Here is a 21,462-nt window from a genome sequence, read left to right as displayed (position 1 = left end):
GCGGGCTGACCCACATCCACCGGCAGATACCCAGCCCCCGCCTTCCACACCGCCAGCATCCCCACCAGGGTCTCCACCCCACGCGGCAGACACAGACCCACCACCGACTCCGCACCCACCCCCTGCACCCGCAGGAAATGAGCCAACCGATTCGCCCGAGCGTCCAACGCCGCGTAAGTGAGCTCGACACCGTCCTGCACCACCGCCACCGCGTCCGGCGTCCGCACCACCTGCGCCCCGAACAACCCCAACACCGACTCCCCGACAGGGGAGACGGGCGTGTCGTTCCAGTCCACCAACACCCGCTGCCGCTCAGCCGGAGACAGCACCTCGACCTGGCTGACCCGCGTCGCAGGAGCACCCACCAGTTCTTCGAGCACCCGGACCAGCCAGCCCGCGATCCGCTCAGCGGCTCCCTCGTCGAACAGGTCCGCCGCCGTGGTCAGCGAGCCCCTGACACCCGCCGGAGCGCCGTCGGCGTCGAACACCTCGCCCACCATCACGTCCAGGTCGAACTTCACCGCAGGACGTGCGGTCGAGATCAGTTCCGCGCGCAGCCCCGGGAGCTCCATGAGCTCGTCGGGGATGTCGTTCATGGTCAGGACGACCTGGAAGAGGGGGTGGCGGGCCAGGGAACGCTGCGGAGCGAGCTCCTCCACCAGCCGCTCGAACGGCACGTCCTGATGTTCAAAGGCCCCGATTCCGGCCTCCCGTACCCGGCTCAGCACCTCGGTGAACGTCGGGTCTCCGGACAGGTCCGTGCGCATCACCAGCGTGTTGACGAAGCAGCCGACGAGATCGTCCAGCGCCTCGTCCGTTCGGCCCGCCACCGCCGAGCCGATCGGAATGTCCACTCCTGCCCCCAGCCGGGACAGCAACACGGCCAGCGCGCCGTGCAGGACCATGAAGGGCGTCACGCCCTCGGCCCGTGCCAGGTCGAGCAGCCGGGCGTGCACGTCACCCGGCACGCCGAAGACGGCCGTCCGGCCGCGATGGCTCGGCACGGCCGGGCGCGGGCGGTCCAGCGGCAGGGCCAGTTCCTCCGGTGCGCCCGCCAGTGCCTCGCGCCAGTACGCCACCTGCCGCGACAGCACACTCCCCGGGTCGTCGTCCGAACCCAGCAGCTCCCGCTGCCACAGGGTGTAGTCCACGTACTGCACCGGCAGCGGGTCCCACGCAGGTGCGGTGTGCGCGCATCGCGCCGCGTACGCCGTCGAGATGTCTCGGGCGAGCGGGCCCATCGACCATCCGTCGCCGGCGATGTGGTGCACGAGCACGACCAGCACGTGCTCATCCAGCCGTTCGGTGCGGAACAGCCACACCTTCACCGGCACCTGGGTCGACAGGTCGAACACATGGGCCGACGCGCTGACCACCGCTTCCGCAAGCTCCACTTGCGCCGCCTCCGCTGCCACCGCGGTCGGTGACGCGGCCGGTGAAGCGGCCGTTTCGGGCAGGTCGGTCATCGCCGAGAGCCGCTCGTACGCCCCGCCGGAGTCGCGGACGGTGATCTCCTCGATCTCCCAGACCAGTTCGTCCATGCGGATGACCGACTGGTAGGGCTCGCCGTCCTCGGTCGGCAGCACCGTGCGCAGCGCTTCGTGGCGGTCGAGGACGTCCCGCATGGCGGCCTTCAGCGCCGCGGAGTCGAGCTGACCGGTCAGCTTCAGCACCACCGGTGTGTTGTAGGTGGCGCTGGGGCCTTCGAGCCGGCCCAGGAACCAGAGTCGGCGCTGCGCGTACGACAGAGGCACCCGCTCGGGCCGCTCCCTCCCCGCCAGGACGACGCGCGCCGTGTCCGCGTCCGCCAGCCTGCCGAGGAGGCCTGCGACCGTCGGCTCCTCGAACACGGCCCGCATCGGCAGTTCCACGTTCAGCGTGCTGCGGATGCGGCTGACCAGTTGCGTCGCCAGCAGCGAATGGCCGCCCAGGTCGAAGAAGTCGTCGTCGGCCTCCACGCTCTCCAGGTCGAGGATCTCGGCGAACAGCGCACGCAGCACGTCCGCCCGGGTGTCGACCGGGCCCGGGCCTGCGTCCAAGCCTGTGTCCTGGCCCAGGCCCGCGTCCGCGATCCGCTCCGTCGTCTGATCCTCTGCGCGCCGACGCCGGTCCGGCTCCGTGCCGCCCGCCGCTCCCGGGAACTCCAGCTCGCCGTTGCCGCTCCAGCGCGCCCGGACCTCGGCCCGGTACATCCGCGAGCCGTCCGCCGCGAACGGGTCCGCCACCAGTCGCTCCGGCGTCAGCCCGGCGCGGTCCACCGCACCGGCCACATAGAGCTCGCCGATCACCCCCGGCGGGACGGGGCGCAGCTCCGCGTCGAGCACGTACACCCGGCTCGTCGTCGCCTGTGTGTCGAGCAGCTCCCGTACCGACGGCTCCGTCAGCGTCTCGACGGCCGTTTCGTTCCACTCGCCGAGCAGCAGGGAACGCTCCTCGGCCGACAGGACGTCGATGCGGCCGAGGGGGTCGGCCGGCTCGGTGAGGGCGAGCTGCCGCAGGATTCTCACGAAGCGGGGGCAGACGGCGTCCTCCGGTTCCCGTTCCCGGGCGCCTCGGTGGATGTCGGCATCGACCTGGAGTCCGGTGCCGTCCCGCCGGTCGTAGATGTCGATGCTGAGGGTGTCGATGGGTCCGTTGGCGAGATTGTGGGCGGTCCCGGTGCAGGGGCCGAAGTCGAGTCGGTAGTCGAAGGACATGACGTTGACGATCAGGTCGCACAGCGGATCGCCGCCGAGGAGCTTCAGGTCGCGGAGCATGTCCTCGTACCGGTAGCGCTGGTGCCGGAGGGCCGCGCGCATCTCTGCCGCGATCTGCCGCAGGAGATCGGTGGTGGTCGTCGCGCGGCCGATGGAGAGGCGGATCGGCAGGATGTTGGACGTCATGCCCGGGATGTCGCGGGTCCGGCGCCCGGCACGGCCCAGCACCGGGATGCCGATCACGACGTCCCGCGCGCCTGTGGTCCGGTGGTGATGAACGGCCGCGGCGGCGATCGTCAGTCCGGCCAGGCTGGTCCCCAGCCTGCGCGCGTTCCGCTTCAGGTCGTCGGTCTCGCCGGGAGTGATGTCGTCACGCCGGCGGACGGGGACCTGCGGGAGCTGCCGGGGCCGGTATACGTCGGACCGTGCGGCGCGGGCGACGCGGGCGGCTCGGGCGGTGTCCGCCAGCGCGTCCGTCCAGAACTGCCGGTCCTCGGCGTGCGCGGGGGAAGCACGGTAGGTGCGGTCCTCGTCGAGCAGGACGGATACGGGTTCGAGACCGCCGTCCGGTCCGGCTTCCCGGCCTTCCGAGAGTGCCGTGTACCGCTGCGCGAGCCTGTTGGCGAACAGTTGGCCGCTGTACCCGTCCATGATGAGGTGGTGCCCGTAGTGCAGCCAGTAGTGGCGGTCCTGCCCGACCTTGATGAGGGCATGTCCCGTCAACGGGTCCCCGAGGAGTCGCATGGGCTTGCGCAGCCGGCGCGTCATCCACGTCTCGGCGGCGGTGTGCGGGTCCGGTTCGGCGGTGACGTCGAGTATCTGGACGGAATGGTCGTCCACGGCGCCGAGATACTGCCGCGGCTCGTTGTCCACGAGCCGAATGCGAAGCCGGACCGCTTCGGCTTCGACCATGGTGGCGCGCAGCGCCTGAAGGAAGAGTTCGGTGTCGAGATTTCCGCGTAGCTCGACATATTCGGCGATGTGATAAACCGGGTTCTCAGGGGCGAGTTGCTGTGCATACCAGACAGCAAGCTGGCCGGCCATGAGTTCCTTGGTTTCACGTTCAGATGCAGCCATCCCCGCACACCCCAACCGATCCGACTCAGCGACTGGAGCAGCAGAGAGCAGCCGCCGACGCGGCATGCCGAATCGCCGTCCAGCTCTCCATGAAAAAGCTGCGACGGGACGTTCTAACATCCCCGGCGCTGCGCTTGGAATCCCCACCGTACGCCGGGCGTCCGGTGGTTGACCGCGTGGTCGCCGGTCACGTGCGGTGAGCCCGCCGCACCGCTGCCGACTTCGCGCAGGGGTCATGACCTGCCAGGGCTCACGCGTTCAACTGTGTCCGCGCCTCACTTGAACAGTGTTCCGGATCGTCCTCCCTCGGCGCGAACACCGCAACTTTCACCTACGTGCGCTATTTTGAGGCACGCCGCGCCCCATGGATGAGAGAGCAGGGAGAATTGACTGCCGATCGCGTATCGAAGGTGCAGTTCGGCCGCATGCTGAGAAATGCGCGAAAGCGCGCAGGCATGACCCAGAATCAGCTCGCCGAAATCTCCACGGTGAGCGTGCGGGCGATTCGTGACCTCGAACTCGATCGTACGGGGACCCCGCGCGTGCAGACCGTTCGGCTGCTCTCGGATGCTCTGCGACTGGTCGGCGCCCGGCGGGCGGAACTGGAGGCCGCCGCCGGGCTGAGAGCGGTCCGGTCGCTGTACGACGAGCTGCCGGCGCCGTCGACCGTTCTCGCTCTTCCGCTGGCCCGGGAGGAGGAGGCGGCCTCGCTGACCAGGCTGCTGCGCTCCCCCGGTCATCAGCTGATCAAGGTGACGGGGCCGCCGGGGATGGGCAAGACATCCCTGATCCAGAGCGTCGCGGGCGAGCTGCACCGGACCGAGTTCCTGCCGGTGATCTCCTTGGACCGGATCGGGGCGGCACCCCACGGCCGGCACGAGGCTTCGCTCCGGCTGGTGCGCCGGGTCGCGGAGGTGATCGGGTGCGACACGTCCCTGGCGGACGTGGCGGGCAGCCTCGCCTCGCACGAGGTCCTGCTCGTCGTCGACGAGCGCGATCTCGACGACAGGGACCAGCAGGACCTGCGGGTCCTCATGCAGCTCTGCAGAGGCCTGCGTGTCCTGCTCGAGACCTGTACGGTGACGGCGGACCGTACGGGCGAGACGTCCTTCACCCTCTTCCCCCTGCACGTTCCCGAATGGAACCGGCAGACGTCCGGGGCTACGGGAGCCGCCGATTCCCCGGTCGTGCAGTACATGCTCTCGCGCTGTGCCCCCCTGTATCCGGAGGACGTCTCGGCCCCGGAAACCCTGGCCGCGATCGCCGGAATCTGCTGGCACCTCGACGGAATCCCGGCTGCGCTGGAATCGGCGCTCTCCTGGCTCCTCATCTACGAGCCCGCGGAACTGCTGCGCATCGCCGAGGAATCGCCGGCGCGACTGGCGGCGTCGCCGTCCGGTGAGCATGCCTCGCTCGTCGACTGGGTGCGTCATGCCCTCGCCACGCTCCCCGAGTCGGGCCTGCACACCCTGCACCGGCTGGTAGACGCGCCTCCCTGGACGGTGAAGGACGCCGTCGCGCTGCTCGCCGGGTCCGTCGCGGACGCGGAAGGCCGTCTCCGCGATCTGCGTGCTCGCGGTCTGGTGCGCCGTGTGAAGTCCGGACGGGGGGAGCCGCAGCGGTTCGTGGTCCTCAACCTCGTACGTCATCTCGTTCGCTCGGCGCACGATCCCCGGCCCGATCCTTACGGCGCGTCCGTCTCCTGGGGCGGGCTGCACCACTTCCGGCCCCTGGCATCGTGAGTGCCGACCTGCTGGTGGCGCCGGTGACGATCACGCCCACGAAGCCGCTCACGCCCACCCACGTCAAGGGATTGCTCTGGACCGACCTCATGGTCAAGGCGAGCGCGCAGCTCACCGGCGTGCGACTGGTCTGGAACAACCGTATGGCCACGGTCACCGTCCAATCGGCCGCCTTCTGGCGCCATCTCGACCGTACGGAGCCGGACGTCGACTGGAGCGGTGAGTCCGAGGAGCGGATCGGCGAGCGCTACGTCCGCTTCCACGCGGAGCCGCGGGAACCGGAGCCGAGGGCGATCCGGGAGTACCTGGCCCGCGCCGACGAGGACGGCTGGATCCACCCGGCCGGCCGCCGCATGCTGTCCCGGTGGCGTCGCCAGCTGGAGCTGCTCGGGGTCGACAATCCGGGACTCGCCGACGACCGGCCACTGGCCATGCCGGCGAGGTCTCTCGTCCAGGCGCTGGCCGAACGCGATCTGCTGATCGACCACGGCCGTTTCGGCGGGCCCGTCTATCTCGACGGCACCCGCTGGGGGTTACCGCTGCGCCGGCTGATCAGTGGCGACGGGATTCCCAACTACCTCGTGCCCATCCTGCGCGAGCTCGTCCCTTTGATCCGCCCCGGGCGGACGTTCCTGCTGGTCCACGACGACGGGATCACCGCCGACTACGTCCTGCTGGCACGCGTCCTGGGCGTGTTCGGGGCGCGGGTGGCGCGGGTCCCCCTCAGCCGCGTGTCCGTCGACGGAAGGAACCTCTCCAGCCGGTACGGCGGCTGGCGGGGCGTCACCCTGGCCGACCTCTCCGCGGTGCCGGGCACCGCGGGTCCGGACGCCTACCGCCTCGGGATGCGCCTGTACTTCGCGGGCACCCTGCACCAGGAGTCGGCGCAGTCGTTCCGGCCGGAGCTGCTGCGCCGCTGCGTCGGCCGCGCCGCCGGCCTGCTGGCCCGCGCGCCCTCCGGGTCCGACGCCCCGACCGGACCACCGCTCGCGGCCTCGCTGTCCCGGCTGCGGGCGGGCCGCGGCTATGTCGACCCGTACCGGCTGATGACGGCCGTGCAGGGGAAGCGGGGTCTCCCGCTGAACCCGGTCCTCAGGGCGATCTGCGCATGAGCGGGCCGCGCTCCGTCACCTCCTCGGACGCCGACCTGCTGGCCGGGGCGGCGCTGGCCCGTGCCGCGGCGGTGCGCGGGCTCGTGGCCGTCCGGGAGCTGGATGTGGCCGTCGTCGTCTCCGACCTCGATGTGGGCGCCTTCATCCGCGGTGCCGCCGGCTTCGCCCTGTCGCTCCCCGGCGAGACGGGCCGAGGGTGGTGCCGGGCGTTCACGCGCACGGTGTTCCTCGCCGGCCGGCCGGCCGCGCTGGCCGGCCGGCACCCGTACCGACGCGCCTCGCCGGCCGGGGACCTGGCCTGGTACGGGCCCGCTCCCCGGGGTGAACTGCGGGCGCTGTCACGGCTGTTGCGTGCCTTTCAGGGTCCCGCGCCGATCGAGGCGCCGGCCGGCCCGCTGGCCGTGACGGTGCCGGGGCCCGGCAGTGGGCACCAGGTCGAGGTGGCGCTGGCCACCGACGGCGTCAGCACGGCCGCCTATCTGGTCCACGTCCACCATCTGATCGCGGAGGCCGCGCTGCGCGGTCTGATCCGGCCGGGCGACACCCTGCGGGTCGAGCACCGCGGTGCCCTCGCCGTCGCGGACTTCCGCGAGGCCCTCGACCCCCTCCGGGCCGGCTCCGTACAGACCCGTATCGCCCACTCCGGGAACGGAACCGGCCGGCTGCGCCTCCACGGCGTGCTGGCCTCGACCCGTCTGGCAGGAGATCACTGAATGGAAGCTGCGCGCATCCTCGATGAACACCGCCGGTTCGTCGGCATGTTGGACAGGCCGGAAGAGGCGCAACGCGAACTGCTCGGGAGGATTCTGGCGCTCAACGCCGAGACGGCCTTCGGCCGCGAACACGGCCTCGGCAAGGTACGGACCGTGGATGACCTCCGCGCTGCCGTGCCCATCCGCACCCACGAGGCGCTGATGCCCTGGATCGAGCGGACGATGGCAGGCGAGCGGAACGTACTGACCGCGGACGACCCCCTCGTGTACTTCTCGTCCAGCGGGAGCACCGGCCGGGAGAAGCACATCCCGATCACGCGCACCTACATGCGGAGCACCTTCCTGCCGTTCTACCACGCCAGTTTCGCCCCGCTGCTCCAGACCCTGCCGCACACCCTCGCGTCGCCGGAGACCACGCTGAACCTGTGGCAGGACCCGACCTCGCCGATCGCCCGGACCCAGGAGGGGCAGCCGCACATCGGCGCGAGCCAGTTCGACTACCGCAAGATAGGCGAAGCCTCCGCGGCGGGCCCGGGCAATCACGCCTCCTGGGCCCGGATACCCGGCGACCTGGCGTCGGCCGACCCCTGGGACCGCAGCTACTACAAGCTGCGTCTGGCCGCCGAGCAGGACATCCGGCTGCTCATCGGCATCAATCCCGCGATGGTCGCCGCCCTGCCGTACCAGCTGCGCGAGGAGTGGCCCCGGCTGGTCGCGGACCTACGGGCCGGGACCCTCGACGGCCTCCCGCACACGGCACCGAACCCGCGGCGCGCCGACGAGATCGAGCGCGCCGTCGACGCGTTCGGCACGCTCCACCCGTACCATCTGTGGCCGCGCCTCGCCGCGATCTTCGTCTGGAACAGTGCGCTCGGCTCCCTGTACCTCCCCCGCGTGCGGGAGACGTACGGACCGGGCGTCCAGCTCTTCTCGGCGCCGATCGCGTCGTGCGAGGGCCCGGCAGCCGTACCGGTCGACCGCCATCCCAGCGGCTCACCGCTGTACCTGCCGGGCTGTGTGTACGAGTTCGCTCCGGCGGACCGGCCCCTCACCCCCGACAGTGCGACGCTGCTGATCCCCGAGGTCGAGGAAGGCCGCTCGTACCATCTCGTGTTCAGCCACGTGGGCGGGATGTACCGGTGCGCCGTCACCGACGTGGTCCGGGTCGTCGGCCGCGTCGGCCGCACACCGCGCATCGAATACGCCGGCCGGGACGTCGGCCGGTCCGCCGCGGGAGAGAACCTGACCGAGGCCGCGGCCCTGAGCGCGCTCCGTGACGCCTGTCTGGACATCGGTGGGGAGATCCGCAACGCCACCTACCGCCTGCACCCCGGCGGGAACGGGGCCGGCCCGCGCTACCAGCTCGCCGTGGCCTTCGCCGGCCCGCCGGCACCGGCCCTGGCCGCCGCCCTCGACGTACGGCTGGGAGAGCACTGCGCCGGCTACCGATCGGGCCGCGAGCAGGGCCTGATCGGGCCGGCCGAGGTGATCCCCGTGCACGAGGACGCCTTTCTGCGGGAGTGGGAGCGCGCGGTGCGCGCAGGGCAGCGCCCACCCCGGGTGAAGGACCGGATCTTCCAGCCCGGCGAGGAGGCGTGGACGAGGATCACCGCCGTCGGCCCCGGGGCGGCTGCCGCATGAGCGACACCGTGCCCGGCCGTGGCCAGTATTCCGAGAGCGCCCGCAGACGACGCCTTGAGTGGCTGCGCGGCCGCAGCGGTGCGGCGCTGAAGTCGCTGGAGACCACCGGCCTGGACGCGCAGGCCCTGGTGGGGAACGTGGAGAACTTCGCCGGATCGATCGAGGTGCCGGTCGGCCTGGCCGGTCCGCTGCTGTTCGCCGGGGAGACGGCACGGGGCAGCATCGTGGCCCCGTTGGCCACCACCGAGGGCGCGCTCGTCGCCTCGGCCTCCCGAGGCGCCCGCGCGGTCAGCGAGTCCGGCGGGGTGGCCACGGCCGTGCTGTCGCAGCGGATGAACCGGGTGCCGGCGTTCGAGTTCGCCGACCTGGCCACCGCTCGGCGGTTCACCGGCTGGCTGCACGCGCAGCGGTCCAGGCTGGAGGAGCAGGTGCGGCTGGTGTCCCGGCACACCCGCCTGGTCGAGGTCGACCCCTGTCAGATCGGCCGGCACCTGCATGTGCGGTTCGTCTTCGAGACGGCCGATGCCGCCGGCCAGAACATGACCACGGCGGCGACCTGGCAGATCTGCCGCTGGCTGACCGACACCCTGGCCGGAGAGGAGCGGCTGCGTCCCCGGCGTCTGCTCCTGGAGGGCAATCTCAGCGGGGACAAGAAGGTGACCGCCGGCTCCCTGCTGCTCGGGCGCGGAAGCCGCGTCACCGCCGAGTGCCGGCTGAGCCGGGAGGTCCTGGCCTCGGTCCTGAAGACCACGCCCGAGGCCATGCTCAAGGGGTACGCCACGACGGTCATGGGGGCCCAGCAGGCGGGCATGGTGGGGTTCGGCATCAACGCGGCCAACGTGGTGGCGGCGCTGTTCCTGGCCACGGGGCAGGATGTGGCCTGCGTCCACGAGTCGGGGTTGTCGGTCTTCTCGCTGGAGACGGACGACGACGGCCTGGTGGCCACCCTGCTGCTGCCGAACCTGATCGTCGGCACCGTCGGCGGTGGCACCGCGCTGCCGCATCAGCGGGACCTGCTCGACCTCCTCGGCTGCGCGGGTCCGGGGGGCGTCCGCCGGTTCGCGGAGATCGTGGCCGGGTTCGCCCTCGCCCTGGACGTGTCGACCCTGGCGGCCGTGGTCAGCGGCCAGTTCGCCGAGGCGCACCAGCGGCTCGGCCGGGCCCGCCGGGTCGAATGGCTGCGGGCCGACGACCTCGACACGGCGCTGCTGCAGCCGGTGCTCGCGCAGGGGCTGGGCGATCCGCGCCTCCATGTCACACGGGTCGAGCGGGGTCCGCAGCTGTACGGCGACGGAATAGCCAGCGAGCTGGGCGCGCTCGGCGAGAGCCGCAAGCTGACCGGCATCCATCCGCTGCGCGTGACCTGGACCGACGGCCGCGGCACCGCGGTGACGTCCGACCTGGTGGCGAAGGTGAAGTCACGCGGCGAGGAGATCGTCGCCGGTATCGCCAGGCTGGTCTCGCTGTGCGGCCCCGAGGTCTCCCAGGCGTGGAGCCGCTGGGGCGGCAGCAGCGAGTTCCAGGACGCCCACCGGCGGGAACTGGCGGTGTACCGGCGCCCCGACCGGCCGCTGCGGGAGCTGCTGCCCCGGTGCTACGGACTCCTCGAGGACGACGAGCGCGAGGCCTATGTCGTCCTCATGGAACGGCTGCCCGACGACCGGGAACCGTGGACCCGCGACCGGGTCGCGCACGCCGTACGGGCGATCGCCGCCGTCCACGGGCACTGGCTCGGCCGGGACGAGGAGCTGCTCGCCGAGGGCTGGTTGCGGCAGGTGTCGGAGCCGGCGCTCCTGGCGAAGTCGGCGGAGTTGTGGGAGGCCCTGGTGCGGCACGCCGCGGCGGACCAGCCGCACCTGCTCGACGCCGGCCGCCGGGATCTCGTGCTCGGCATCGTCCGGGACGCCGGCGCCTGGACGCAGGAGATGTACGCGCTGCCCCGGACGCTGATCCACAACGACTTCAACCCGCGCAACCTCGCGATGCGGGACGGCCGCCTGACCGCGTACGACTGGGAGCTGGCGACGGTCGGTCTGCCGCAGCGTGACGTCGTGGAGCTGCTCGCGTTCACCCTCGACGAGGACGCGACGGCGGCCGACGTCGACGACGTCCTGGAGCTTCACGCGCGGGCGGTGGCCGCCGTCTCGCCGAGGGCGTCGCGGCTGGTCGCCGGCTGCGACTGGCACCGCGGATACCGGCTGGCGCTGCGGGAGTTCCTGATGACCCGCCTGGCGCTGTACGCCGCCGGCCACACACAACGCGAGTTCGGCTTCCTGCCGGGTGTGGTGCGTACGGCGTTCCATCTGTGGCAGCTCGAACGGACGCGGGACGAGCAGACACGGGAAGGTGCCTGAGATGCGGGTCGCTGTCGTCGGCATCGACGGCTCCGGCAAGACCACCGTGCTGCGCCGGATCCACGAGGCGGGCGACGTCGCCGTCATCCATGCGATACGAGCCCACGACGACCCGGGAAGCCCCTTCGCGGAGCTTTCCGCGACGCTGGCGGAGGCGTCCGCCGCGGCCGACACCGTGGGCCGCGTGCACCTCAAGGCGGCCGTGTTCTACCTGCAGTTGTGCCTCTACGGTGCGGCGGAACGCCGGGCGACGGCCATGGGGAGGACCGTGCTCGCCGACCGGCACCCGCTCATCGACCCGCTGGTGTACCTGCCGCTGTTCGGGCGCATGGCGACGTCCGAGGACCCCGACGCCGATGTGGCGGCCTGGTGGCAGAAACAGGGCCCCGCGACCGCTCGGACCGTGCGGGCCTGGCTGCGCAGTTGCTCCGGCGGCGTCGATCCGTGGGCCGCGGGGGCGCGTCTGCTCCAGGTGGGGGTGAAGCCGCGCGGGGAGATGCTCGACGAGCTGAGCCTGATGTTCGGCGTCGCACCGCCCGACGCCGTCCTGTTCTTCGACCTGCCGGTGGACGAGGCGGTGTCCCGCACGCGGGCGCGGACACGCGGCACCGAACCGCACGAGAACACGGAATTCCTGTCGAAGGCCCGGCGGGGATACGAGCAGGCGCTGGAGTGGCTGGGTGCGCACCGGCCGGACATCGCGGTGCGGCGCGTCGGCTGCTCCGGCCGGTCCGTGCGGGAGGTCACGGACCAGGTCGGGCAGGTGCTCGCGGAGCTCGACGGCCGCGCGTAGGAAGACGGAGGGCGGCCGCGCCGGGGGGCGGCCGCCCGCTCACGCTTCGGCTGCCTTGAGGGCCGCCACCACCTGGCGGATGGTGGGATGACGGTAGAACTGCCGCAGCCGGAGCGTGGGCAGGCCCTCGGCACGCATCGCCGCAAAACTCTTCACCGCGATCACCGAATTGCCGCCCGCCTCGAAGAAGTCGTCGTCCAGGCCGATCGGGAATCCCAGCAGTTCCGACCAGAGCTCCTGCAGTCGGGCGGCCATCGCGTCGTCGGCCGTCGGCGTGTGGTCCGTGGCGGACCGGGTGGTGATCCTCGGGGCGGGCAGCTTCGCCACGTCGACCTTGCCGCTGGTGGTCAGCGGGAGTGCGGCCACCTCCGTCAGCGTCGCCGGGACCATGTAGTCGGGCAGGACCGCGGCGGCGTGGGCGCGGACCGCCGCCACGTCACCGCCGTCCAGCACCACATAGGCGTCGATGCGCACGCCGTTCGCGCCGCCGCCGTCCGGGGAACGCACGACGACCGCGGCGGCCCGGACGGATCCGCTCTCCAGGAGCACCGAGCGGATCTCGTCGAGTTCGATGCGGAAACCGCGGATCTTCACCTGGTCGTCGATGCGTCCCAAGTGCTCCAGCGCGCCGTCCGGCCGAAGCCGCCCCCGGTCGCCGCTGCGGTACATGCGGCCGCCGTTGTACGGATCGGGCAGGAACCGTTCCGCGGTCAGGTCGGGCCGGCCGACGTAGCCCTGGGCGACCCCGGCCCCGGCGACACAGATCTCGCCGGCGACGCCGGGCGGGAGCAGCCGCCCCGCGGAGTCCAGGACGTAGACGTGCCATCCCGGCAGCGGTGTTCCCACCGAGCGCGTGGCGCCGAGGGCGAGGTCGCGGGTCACCGGCTGGGCGGTGACATGGACGGTGGTCTCGGTGATGCCGAACATGTTCACCACCCGGCAGCGCTCCTGCGGGTAGGCGTCGAACCAGGGCAGCAGCATCCTGGCGTCGAGCGGTTCGCCGCCCAGGATCACCAGCCGCACCGGGAGGTCCGTGTACGCGACGGACAGGAGGTTGGAAAGCGCCGAGGGCGTCTGGTTCAGGACCGTGACCCCGTGCTCCACCAGGAGCTCCCGGAACTGCTCCGGGTCGCGGGAGGTGAAGTGGGGGACGATCACGAGGCGGCCGCCCGTCAGCAGGCAGCCCCACATCTCCCACACCGAGAAGTCGAAGGCGCTCGAGTGGAAGAGGGTCCAGACGTCCCCCGTACCGAGCTCCAGTCCGGCGCCGGCCGCCCGGACCAGACTCAGTACGTTGCCGTGGGGGACGGCGACGCCCTTGGGCCGCCCGGTGGAGCCGGACGTGTGGATCACGTACGCCGTGTTCGCACCGCCGAGGCCGGTGGGTACCTCGTAGGTGAGGTCGTCGAGGAGCTGGTCGGGCGTCACCCGCGGGCACGTGTCCGGTGCCGCGGGCTCGCCGAGCCGGGTCACGAGCAGCCGCGCCGACGCGTTGTCCATGGTGTACGCGATGCGGTCCGCCGGGTACGCGGGGTCGACCGGGACGTAGGTCGCGCCGGCCTTGAGCACACCGAGCAGGACCGCGATCAGCTCGGCTGACCGGTCCAGGCACACGCCGACCCGGTCGCCGGCGCGTATGCCGCGCGCCTGGAGGTTCGCCGCGAACACGCCCGCCAGGTGGTCGAGCTGCCCGTAGCTGAGCTCCAGGTCCTCGTCGGACACCGCGACGGCGTCGGCGGCGCCGGCCGCGACCGCGGCGAACGCCTCGTGCACGGTGCCCGCCGGGTGCTGCGGCAGGGGGGCCGTACTGCCGAGGCGTACGATGCGCCGCCGTTCGCCGCCGTCGAAGAGCTCGACCGCGGCGGCGGGTGTCTGCGGTGACGCCGCCACCTGCCCGTACACGTGGCCGACATGACGTGCCAGCTGCTCGGCGATCGCGGGGCACACATGGCTCAGGGCGTGGTCGCAGCGCAGCCAGAGCCGGCCGTCCGCGCGGCGCACGAAGGAGAAGGTCAGGGGGAAGGCCGAGGCCGGTGCCGGCAGTGCTTCGCCGTCGCCGCCGGGCAGGGTGCCGGCCACCACCGGATCACCGGTGGGCGTCTGCGGGCGCCGGTGCGTCTCGTCGAGCGTGCCGCTCACGCGTACGGTGAAGGCCCCCTGAGCGGACCCGAGGACGACTTCGTCCGTGTCGTCGCCTTCGTAGCGGTGGAGCGTCACGGCAAGGGCCGTTCGCAGCGTCGGCTCGTCGGCCGGCTCGTCGGCCGTCAGCCGCGCCCAGGCCGTGCCGAACCGGTCGTCGCCGGCGGCGCCCAGTCCCCACTCGGGAGCGGCGCCGAGCCGCACCGGCGGTACGTCCCGGGCACTGGGAACCAGGAGTTCGGACTCCTGTGCCGGCTCGCTCAGCCGGCGCCGGGCCGCGTGATTCTGTGCCGTCGCCATGCGTGCACTCCTCTGCGTCACTGAGTCACCTGGAACGGTACGAGGTCGCACCGAGGGCGAACGGCAGTTTGAGCGGCGACTCGTCGGCAGCGCACATACCGCCTCGCGTCGGGCGGCGGCCGCAGGGTGGGCCAAACCGCCTCCGAAGCGCCTCTCGAACTGCCGGTGCCGGAGTGGGCCGCACCCTAATCTCGGTGCGATGACAGCAGGTCGAGGTACTCCCCAGTCGACGCCGACCAGGAGAAATCTTCCGAACGGAATGGAAGTCTTCAGTCTCAACGGAAACGAGACGGACTACCTGTACGGAGAGATCTTCGATGACGAGTCCTATATTCCGCCGCAGGGCTGGGACATGCCGACGGAGCCGCTCATTCTCGACATCGGGGCCAACATAGGGCTGTTCACCCTCTTCGCCCTGCAGCGGTGGCCCGGCGCGAAAGTCCTCTCGTTCGAACCGGCACCGGATGTCTTCGACACCCTCCGGCGGAATGTCGAGCACCTTCACGGAGCGCACCCGCACAACCTGGCCCTGGGTGACACGGACCAGACCCGCGAGCTGACCTACTACCCGAACTACACCATGATGTCCGGGTTCGATGCGGACCTGGAGACCGACAAGGTACTCGCCTCGGCGTTCATCACCAGCGTCGCGGACTCGCTCGACGGGGAACTCCGCGAGGAGTTCATCCTGGAGGCCGAGGGGCTGGTGGACGACTGCCTCGACGAGCGGCAGTTGGTGCGCTGCGACGTACGGCGCCTCGAGACCTTCGCCCGGGGCGACGGCATCGATCGCGTCGATCTCCTCAAGGTGGACGTGGAGGGGTTCGAGCTCCGGGTTCTGCAGGGCATCGGAGACGCCCTGTGGCCGGGGATCAGAAACGCCGCCGTCGAGGTCGCCGATCGCGAGGGGGCGCTCGACGCGGTGGTCTCCACCCTCGAAGCCCACGGCATGGCCACCTCCGTCCGGCAGGCCGCGGAGTACCGGAAGACCGACCTCCACACAGTCTTCGCCTGGCAGGTGGTGTGACATGACGAGCACTTCCCAAGCAACCGACCCGCGGATGCTGTTGTCCGCCAAGCGCTGGATCGCGCGGCCACAACGCATGGCGAACCCCGAGGTCCGGGTGTTCTGCTTCCCGCACGCCGGCGCCGGGGCGGCCGCGTTCGCCCCGTGGGCCCGGCGCCTGCTCCCCGGAGCCGAACTGTGCGCCGTGCGCTACCCCGGGCGCGAGAACCGCATAGACGAGGCGCCGTTCCAGGACCTGCGGCTGCTCGTCGACGCCCTCGAGCAGGCGGTCACCCCGCTGGCCGACCGGCCGTTCCTCTTCGTCGGACACTGCTCGGGCAGCATCGTCGCGCTGGAGCTGGCCCGCCGGCTCGGCGAGCGCCACGGGCGGCTTCCCGCCGCGCTGTTCGTCTCGTCCATCGCCGGTCCTGTGCGGCGTTCCTCGGAGTCGATCCATCTCCTGCCGCGCGAGGCGTTCTTCGAGCGGGTCGCGCAGTACGGCGGCATCGACGAGTCCGTGCTCGGCGACCCCGAGATCATGGACATCTTCGAGCCCACCCTGCGGGCCGACTTCCGCGTCGCGGAGGAGGGCGGGTCGGGGCACGACACCCGGCTGGACGCCCCGATCACGGCGGTGGGCGGCCTGCACGACCCCTTCGTGACGTTCGAAGACCTGGCGGCCTGGCGCGGGGAGACGAGCGCGGCGTTCTCGCTGCACCACGTCGACGCCGGCCATTTCGTCCTGGACCAGGTGATGGAACGGATGGTGGACGCCTTGCCCGGCCACCTGCACCAGGCAGGCCTCGACCGGCATTCGCCCCGCCCGGCCGGCTGAGATCCGCCGCCCCGAAGGAACCCCGTGAACGACGAAAGCCCTCCAGCGGCAGCTGCTGCTGCGCTGGAGGGCTTCGCCTGCTGCCCGGACGGGGGCGGCCGGGCAGGGGTCTGCTACTTGCTCTCCATGGCCTCGATCAGGCTCTTGGGCCGCATGTCGGTCCAGGACTTCTCGATGAAGTCGAGGCATTCCTGACGGCCCGCCTCACCGAATACGTTCTCCCAACCGTCCGGTACGTCAGCGAAGACCGGCCACAGCGAGTGCTGGCCCTCGTCATTGACCAGAACGTAGTAGTGGGCATCGGGGTCGTCGAATGGATTCGTCACCTTGCCGTCCCTTCCGAGAAGGTGTGAAATCGGGCGGCCGGTCAGGGCCATCCCCCGATCAGCAGCGGTCACCGGAGGCTAATCAATCGACCGTGGTCACCACACCTTCGTTCAACTGATCCACCGCACCAGTTGAACAACGCGTCATCGCTCACCTCCGGAAACACCTCAGGCGCCGGGTTGTGACCCGCTCCCGGAATGGGTACGGTCGCCGAGCTTGGAATTCCCCCCTCGTACCGCAGGTCTGCTGTGCCGATCGCGCACATACTCCGAGAGGCGGTCACATGAGCGCATCAGACCTCGGCAGGGTTTCCCGGGGCATATCGGGAACACACCCGTCGGCCGTGATCGCCGGCCTCGGAACCTGTCTGCCGGTGACGGCGATCGACAACGCGTCCCTGCCGGAGGACCTGGACACCAGCGACGAATGGATCCGCACCCGGACGGGAATCCGGTCCCGCCGCCGTCTGGCTCCGGAACTCTCGGTGCTCGACCTGGCCTGCGAGGCCGCCAGGAACGCCCTGTGTTCCGCGGGGACCGACACGGTCGGCGGCCTCGTCTTCGCCACGACCACGCCCGAACGCCCCTGTCCCGCCGCGGCACCCGAGATCGCGTACCGCATCGGGCAGGGAAGAATCCCGGCCTTCGACATAGCGGCCGTCTGCAGTGGATTCCTGTACGCCCTGGCGTCGGCCGGCGCGCTCATCACCGCCGGCATCACGGACAGCGTCCTGGTCGTGGCGGCGGAGGCCTACTCCCGTGTCGTCGACCCGACGGACCGCTCCACGGCAGTCCTGTTCGGCGACGGCGCCGGAGCGGTGGTGCTCCGTGCGGGTCCGGCCGACGAGCCCGGTGCGCTCCTCGCGTACGACCTGGGCAGCGACGGCGAGGGTGCGGACCTGATCCGGATTCCCGGGCCCCGCGAACAACCCACCGGTGACCGCTGGTTCGCCATGGCCGGCCGGAAGGTGTACCTGCAGGCCATCGAGCAGATGGCCCATTCGACCCTGCGGGTGGTGAAGGACTGCGGCTGGAGTCCGGAGTCACTCGACCTGCTCGTCCCGCACCAGGCCAACGCACGCATCGTCGAAGCCCTGACCAGGCGGCTCTGCCTCCCGCCGGAACGCGTGGCCTGCGAGCTGGCCAGGACCGGGAACACGGCGGCCGCCTCCATCCCGCTGGCGCTGGCCGGCGCGCTGGCGACCCACACCCTGGCGCCCGGGGCCCGGACGGCCCTGACCGCCTTCGGCGGCGGGCTCAGCTGGGCGTCGACGGCACTGATCTGGCCGCAGCTGACCGCTGTCTCCTCAGAACTCTGAAGGAAGGACCCACCTGTGTTCATCGAGTACCTCACCAACCTCCTGGGCGCCGTGTACAAGGTTCCGGGCACCATCGACCCGGAGAAGTCCTTCCTGGAGCTGGAGGTCGATTCGCTGTCCCTGGCGGAACTCGGCGCGCAGTTGGCGGACGACCTGGGCATCGAGGTCGCCGAGGAGGACCTGAGCAGCACGACCACCGTGGCCGAGCTGGCCGGGCTCCTGGAGTCACGCGGCGCGGACATACCGGCATGAGCACGCGCGGGCAGCGGCACCCGGACGTGGTCATCACGGGCCTCGGGATGGTGACACCGGCCGGAGCCGACACGGCCACCGCCTGGAAGACGACCTGCGCCGGGCTGCCGTCCGCGGCTCCCGACGCCCGGCTGAGCGGCCTGGCCGTGGACTTCAGCTGTGCCGTCACCGCCTTCGACGCGGGCCTGGTGCTGGGCACCGAGGCCCGTCGGATGGACGCCTTCACCCAGTACGCCGTCGCCGCGGCCCGCGAAGCCGTCGCCGACGCGGCTGTGGGCGACGGGGACTGGGACCCGACCAGGGTCGGGGTCCTGATCGGCACCGGCGTCGGAGGCCTCCCGACCTGGCTGGAGCAGTCGGGGCGGATGCTGGACACCCCACCCCGGCCGGTCAATCCGCTGACCGTCCCCAAGGCCATCGGGAACATGGCCGCGGCCACCGTGGCCCTGGACCTCGGCCTGAACGGACCGGCACTCAGCCTCGCCACCGCGTGCGCGACCGGCACCACGGCGCTCGGCTTCGCGCTCGACCTGCTGCGCGCCGGCCGCTGCGACGTCGTGCTGGCCGGCGGCACCGACGCCGCGATCTCACCCCTGGTGTCCAACGCCTTCGACCGGCTCAAGGCGCTGTCCCGGCGTCGTGACGCGCCGCAGTCCGCCTCGCGTCCGTTCGACCGGGACCGCGACGGCTTCGTCCTGGCGGAGGGCGCCGCCGTGCTCGTCCTGGAGCTCGCGGAAGGCGCGCGGGCACGTGGCCGGCGCCCCTACGCGAAGCTGCTGGGCTACGGAGAGTCCTCGGACGCCCATCACCTCACCTCGCCCGATCCGGACGGGAAGGGCGCCCAGCTCGCCCTCCGGGGGGCGCTGGCGGACGCCGGGCTTTCCCCGTCGGACGTGACGCTGGTCAACGCGCACGCCACTGGTACTCCGCAGGGTGATGCCGTCGAGGCGCGCCTCATCGAGCGGGTCTTCGGCTCGCACACCGCGGTCACCTCGGTCAAGGGGGTGACCGGGCACATGCTGGGTGCCGCCGGCGCCGTCGAGGCGGCGTTCACGGCCCTGTCCATCGACAACGGGGTCATCCCGCCCACCGCCAACTTCGCGGAGCGCGGCACCGACATGCCCGGCATCGACATCGTCCACGGCGCCGCCCGGCACACTCCGGTCCCGGTCGCCGTGAGCAATTCCTTCGGGTTCGGCGGCCACAACGCGGTCGTCGTCCTCGGCCGCGCCTGAGCGCGGTACGGCGGGCGCTCGCCTCGGCGGGGCGACGTCCGATCGACTTCTTCCTTCGTGGTGCTCGTCCGGGCAAGGGGCCCGGTTCATTTCAGGGGTTGGTGGCATGGTTGCCGGCAGTGTGGTGCGGTTCGACAGCTCGCGGGGTTTCGGGTTCATCGCTCCCGAGCACGGAGGGGAAGACGTCTTCCTGCACGTGAACGACCTTCTGATCCCGGAGCACCAGCTCCGTGCCGGTCTCGCCGTCGAGTTCGAGGTCGAGGAAGGGGATCGCGGGCTCAAGGCCTCGTCCGTCAGGCTCCCGGAGGGGGCCAGGGTCAGGCCGTCGGTCTTCCGGGCCGCGGCCGTCGGCGACGAGCCGGTCCCGGTCAGGCAGGTGGACGGCGACTCGCTCTGCGACGTGCTCACGGCGGGCGAGTACCTGCACGAGGTGACCGAGGTGCTGCTGTCGGTGGCGCCGTCCCTCACCGGGGACCAGATCGTGAGGATCCGCGGCGGTCTGCTGCAAGGCGCGAAGAACCACGGCTGGACCGAGGACTGAGCATGAGGGAGGGGTGCGGTGCCGCACCCCTCCCCCGCCCGCGCCGGCGTCCGGCTACCTCACCGCGGAGAAGCGACCCACCTTGTCGATCACATCGGCGCTGTACAGGCGGAGCGCCTGCTGGAGCGCGAACTCCGCCATGTAGTGGCGGAAGTCGTCCACGGACTCCTCCGCAAGCCTCAGCATCCGCCGGTTGGCCACGACGGCGGGCGCCCGGAAGCGCTCCAGACTCCGCTCCACCGCCCGGTCCAGGTCCTCGGTCTCGTGGACCTCGTCGACCAGCAGCCGGGCATCCGGTTCCGTGGCCCGGATCCGGCGTCCCTCGAGGATCACCTGCCCCGACAGGCGGGTGCCCGCGGCCCGGACGAGCCGGAGGGCGGCCGCGCCGGGAATGATCCCCTCCTTCGCCGCCGGGAGACTGACGTACGCGTCGGAGGCGGCGAGGACGTGGTCGAACACCAGCAGGAGCTGGGCGCCGCCGCCGATGGCGAAGGTGTCCACCGCGGCGATCCAGGGCTTCTCCGTCATCGGCGTCCGCCAGTCGTCGCCGTCCCGCGAGCGAACTCCGCGCACGATCTTGTGGATGTAGCCCAGTTCCCGGCGGAGGAGGAAGTCGACGAGTGAGATCTCCCCCGCGTGGAGGGACTTGAGGTTGATTCCCGCGCTGAACACCCTCCGTCCGCGGTAGCGGGGATGGGTCATCACGCCGCCGCGCAGCAGGCCGACCTCGACCTCGGGATCCAGTAGCGCCAGGTCGACCGCCGTCTCCATGTCGTCGATCTGCCGGTTGTCCTCGGCGTTCAGACAGTCGTCGCGGCACATCGTGAGACGTGCCACGCCGTCGGTGCGCTCGATCCGTACGGAGCCCAGGTCCGCCGAGCCCGTGGCACGGAACTCGGGCAGCAGCGCGAGCGCCCGAGGTGTCGGCCGCAGCAGCGATTCGACCAGGTGCCGGCCGGCCGTCGGCGAGCGCAGCAGCCGGCTGAAGAAGATGCCCTGATCGATCTCCAGGCCCTCCTTCTCCGCCTGCACCAGGCTGCGTTCGGCCTTGAGCTGGTCGGCGGTGGGTACGAGGCCGGGGAACGCCGACGCGGCCGCGTCGGCCAGCTCGGCCAGGCTCGGACAGCGGCTGCGGTTCTCCGTGAGCTCGTCGTAGACGGCGTCCGCGTGCGTGTCCATGAAGACGGCGCGGAGCGTGCGGGCCGCGTCCGTCGCCGCGGTCACGGCCTCGCGCTGCTCCACGGACCTCTCCGCCGGCCCGGGGAGCCTGGCCTGCAGGTCCTGGGTGTGCCGGGCGGCCCGGGCGAGCACGGTGCGCGCGTGCGTCAGGTTCCTCCGTACGGCGGCGGGAGGGTCTCCCGCCCCCTCGCGGATGTGGTCG

At 71.5% G+C, this 21,462-nt stretch carries 16 protein-coding genes; 12 read left to right on the top strand and 4 right to left on the bottom strand.

Features of this window, described 5'->3' with window-relative positions:
• Positions 1 to 3,893 (bottom strand): condensation domain-containing protein (locus ACWGN5_RS33670; RefSeq protein WP_453522218.1); only part of this gene is annotated, 3,893 nt, incomplete at its 3' end.
• Between the two features lie 248 nt (positions 3,894 to 4,141).
• Between ACWGN5_RS33670 and ACWGN5_RS33665 the strand changes: the two genes are divergently transcribed.
• Genes ACWGN5_RS33665 through ACWGN5_RS33640 form a run of 6 tightly spaced genes read left to right on the top strand, consistent with a single transcriptional unit; the run spans position 4,142 to position 12,128 of the window.
• Positions 4,142 to 5,515 carry a helix-turn-helix domain-containing protein gene (locus tag ACWGN5_RS33665; RefSeq protein WP_453522217.1) on the top strand — a complete coding sequence of 458 codons (1,374 nt, stop codon included), beginning with the start codon at positions 4,142 to 4,144 and terminating at the stop codon, positions 5,513 to 5,515.
• Entirely contained in the window at positions 5,512 to 6,627 is a 1,116-nt protein-coding gene (locus ACWGN5_RS33660; protein WP_453522216.1) for a hypothetical protein, read from the top strand. The genes ACWGN5_RS33665 and ACWGN5_RS33660 overlap by 4 nt, the downstream gene beginning before the upstream one ends.
• Positions 6,624 to 7,340, top strand: coding sequence for a DUF6182 family protein (locus ACWGN5_RS33655; protein ID WP_453522215.1), 717 nt, complete (start codon positions 6,624 to 6,626; stop codon positions 7,338 to 7,340). The genes ACWGN5_RS33660 and ACWGN5_RS33655 overlap by 4 nt, the downstream gene beginning before the upstream one ends.
• Positions 7,341 to 8,981 (top strand): GH3 family domain-containing protein, encoded by a 1,641-nt coding sequence (locus ACWGN5_RS33650; protein WP_453522214.1) that lies wholly within the window; start codon positions 7,341 to 7,343, stop codon positions 8,979 to 8,981.
• A complete protein-coding gene (locus tag ACWGN5_RS33645; protein WP_453522213.1) occupies positions 8,978 to 11,335 on the top strand; it encodes a hypothetical protein in 2,358 nt (785 codons plus the stop codon). Before ACWGN5_RS33650 ends, ACWGN5_RS33645 begins: the two co-directional genes overlap by 4 nt.
• 1 nt (position 11,336) lies before the next feature.
• Entirely contained in the window at positions 11,337 to 12,128 is a 792-nt protein-coding gene (locus ACWGN5_RS33640; RefSeq protein WP_453522212.1) for a hypothetical protein, read from the top strand.
• Between the two features lie 39 nt (positions 12,129 to 12,167).
• On the opposite strand, the gene ACWGN5_RS33635 is transcribed toward ACWGN5_RS33640, so the two are convergent.
• The gene (locus ACWGN5_RS33635) at positions 12,168 to 14,567 is read right to left on the bottom strand and encodes a non-ribosomal peptide synthetase (protein ID WP_453522211.1); all 2,400 of its coding nucleotides are present in this window, start codon (positions 14,565 to 14,567) and stop codon (positions 12,168 to 12,170) included.
• Positions 14,568 to 14,826: 259 nt separating this feature from the next.
• On the opposite strand from ACWGN5_RS33635, the gene ACWGN5_RS33630 reads away from it, so the two are divergent.
• Both ACWGN5_RS33630 and ACWGN5_RS33625 read left to right on the top strand, forming a co-directional pair.
• On the top strand, positions 14,827 to 15,594 hold the full coding sequence (locus tag ACWGN5_RS33630; RefSeq protein ID WP_453522210.1) for an FkbM family methyltransferase: 768 nt from the start codon (positions 14,827 to 14,829) through the stop codon (positions 15,592 to 15,594).
• Between the two features lies 1 nt (position 15,595).
• Positions 15,596 to 16,408, top strand: a complete 813-nt coding sequence (locus ACWGN5_RS33625; protein ID WP_453522209.1) for a thioesterase II family protein — start codon at positions 15,596 to 15,598, stop codon at positions 16,406 to 16,408.
• A 113-nt stretch (positions 16,409 to 16,521) separates the two neighbouring features.
• On the opposite strand, the gene ACWGN5_RS33620 is transcribed toward ACWGN5_RS33625, so the two are convergent.
• Positions 16,522 to 16,734: an MbtH family protein gene (locus ACWGN5_RS33620; RefSeq protein WP_355758164.1), complete on the bottom strand. Its 213-nt coding sequence runs from the start codon at positions 16,732 to 16,734 to the stop codon at positions 16,522 to 16,524.
• Positions 16,735 to 17,078: 344 nt separating this feature from the next.
• Between ACWGN5_RS33620 and ACWGN5_RS33615 the strand changes: the two genes are divergently transcribed.
• The 4 genes from ACWGN5_RS33615 to ACWGN5_RS33600 all read left to right on the top strand — a co-directional run bounded on the left by ACWGN5_RS33615 (position 17,079) and on the right by ACWGN5_RS33600 (position 20,081).
• Positions 17,079 to 18,053, top strand: a complete 975-nt coding sequence (locus ACWGN5_RS33615; RefSeq protein WP_453522208.1) for a beta-ketoacyl-ACP synthase III — start codon at positions 17,079 to 17,081, stop codon at positions 18,051 to 18,053.
• A 15-nt stretch (positions 18,054 to 18,068) separates the two neighbouring features.
• The gene (locus ACWGN5_RS33610; RefSeq protein WP_453522207.1) at positions 18,069 to 18,305 is read left to right on the top strand and encodes an acyl carrier protein; all 237 of its coding nucleotides are present in this window, start codon (positions 18,069 to 18,071) and stop codon (positions 18,303 to 18,305) included.
• Positions 18,302 to 19,540: a beta-ketoacyl-[acyl-carrier-protein] synthase family protein gene (locus ACWGN5_RS33605; protein ID WP_453522206.1), complete on the top strand. Its 1,239-nt coding sequence runs from the start codon at positions 18,302 to 18,304 to the stop codon at positions 19,538 to 19,540. Before ACWGN5_RS33610 ends, ACWGN5_RS33605 begins: the two co-directional genes overlap by 4 nt.
• A gap of 106 nt (positions 19,541 to 19,646) precedes the next feature.
• On the top strand, positions 19,647 to 20,081 hold the full coding sequence (locus tag ACWGN5_RS33600) for a cold-shock protein (protein ID WP_453522205.1): 435 nt from the start codon (positions 19,647 to 19,649) through the stop codon (positions 20,079 to 20,081).
• Positions 20,082 to 20,135: 54 nt separating this feature from the next.
• On the opposite strand, the gene dpgC is transcribed toward ACWGN5_RS33600, so the two are convergent.
• Positions 20,136 to 21,410, bottom strand: coding sequence for a (3,5-dihydroxyphenyl)acetyl-CoA 1,2-dioxygenase DpgC (gene dpgC, locus ACWGN5_RS33595; RefSeq protein WP_453522221.1), 1,275 nt, complete (start codon positions 21,408 to 21,410; stop codon positions 20,136 to 20,138).
• Between the last annotated feature and the right edge of the window lie 52 nt (positions 21,411 to 21,462).

The sequence above is a fragment of the Streptomyces sp. NPDC055815 genome, from assembly GCF_053616475.1.
Note: the sequence above shows the minus strand (reverse complement) of the source record. Positions and strands in the feature narration are given on the sequence as shown.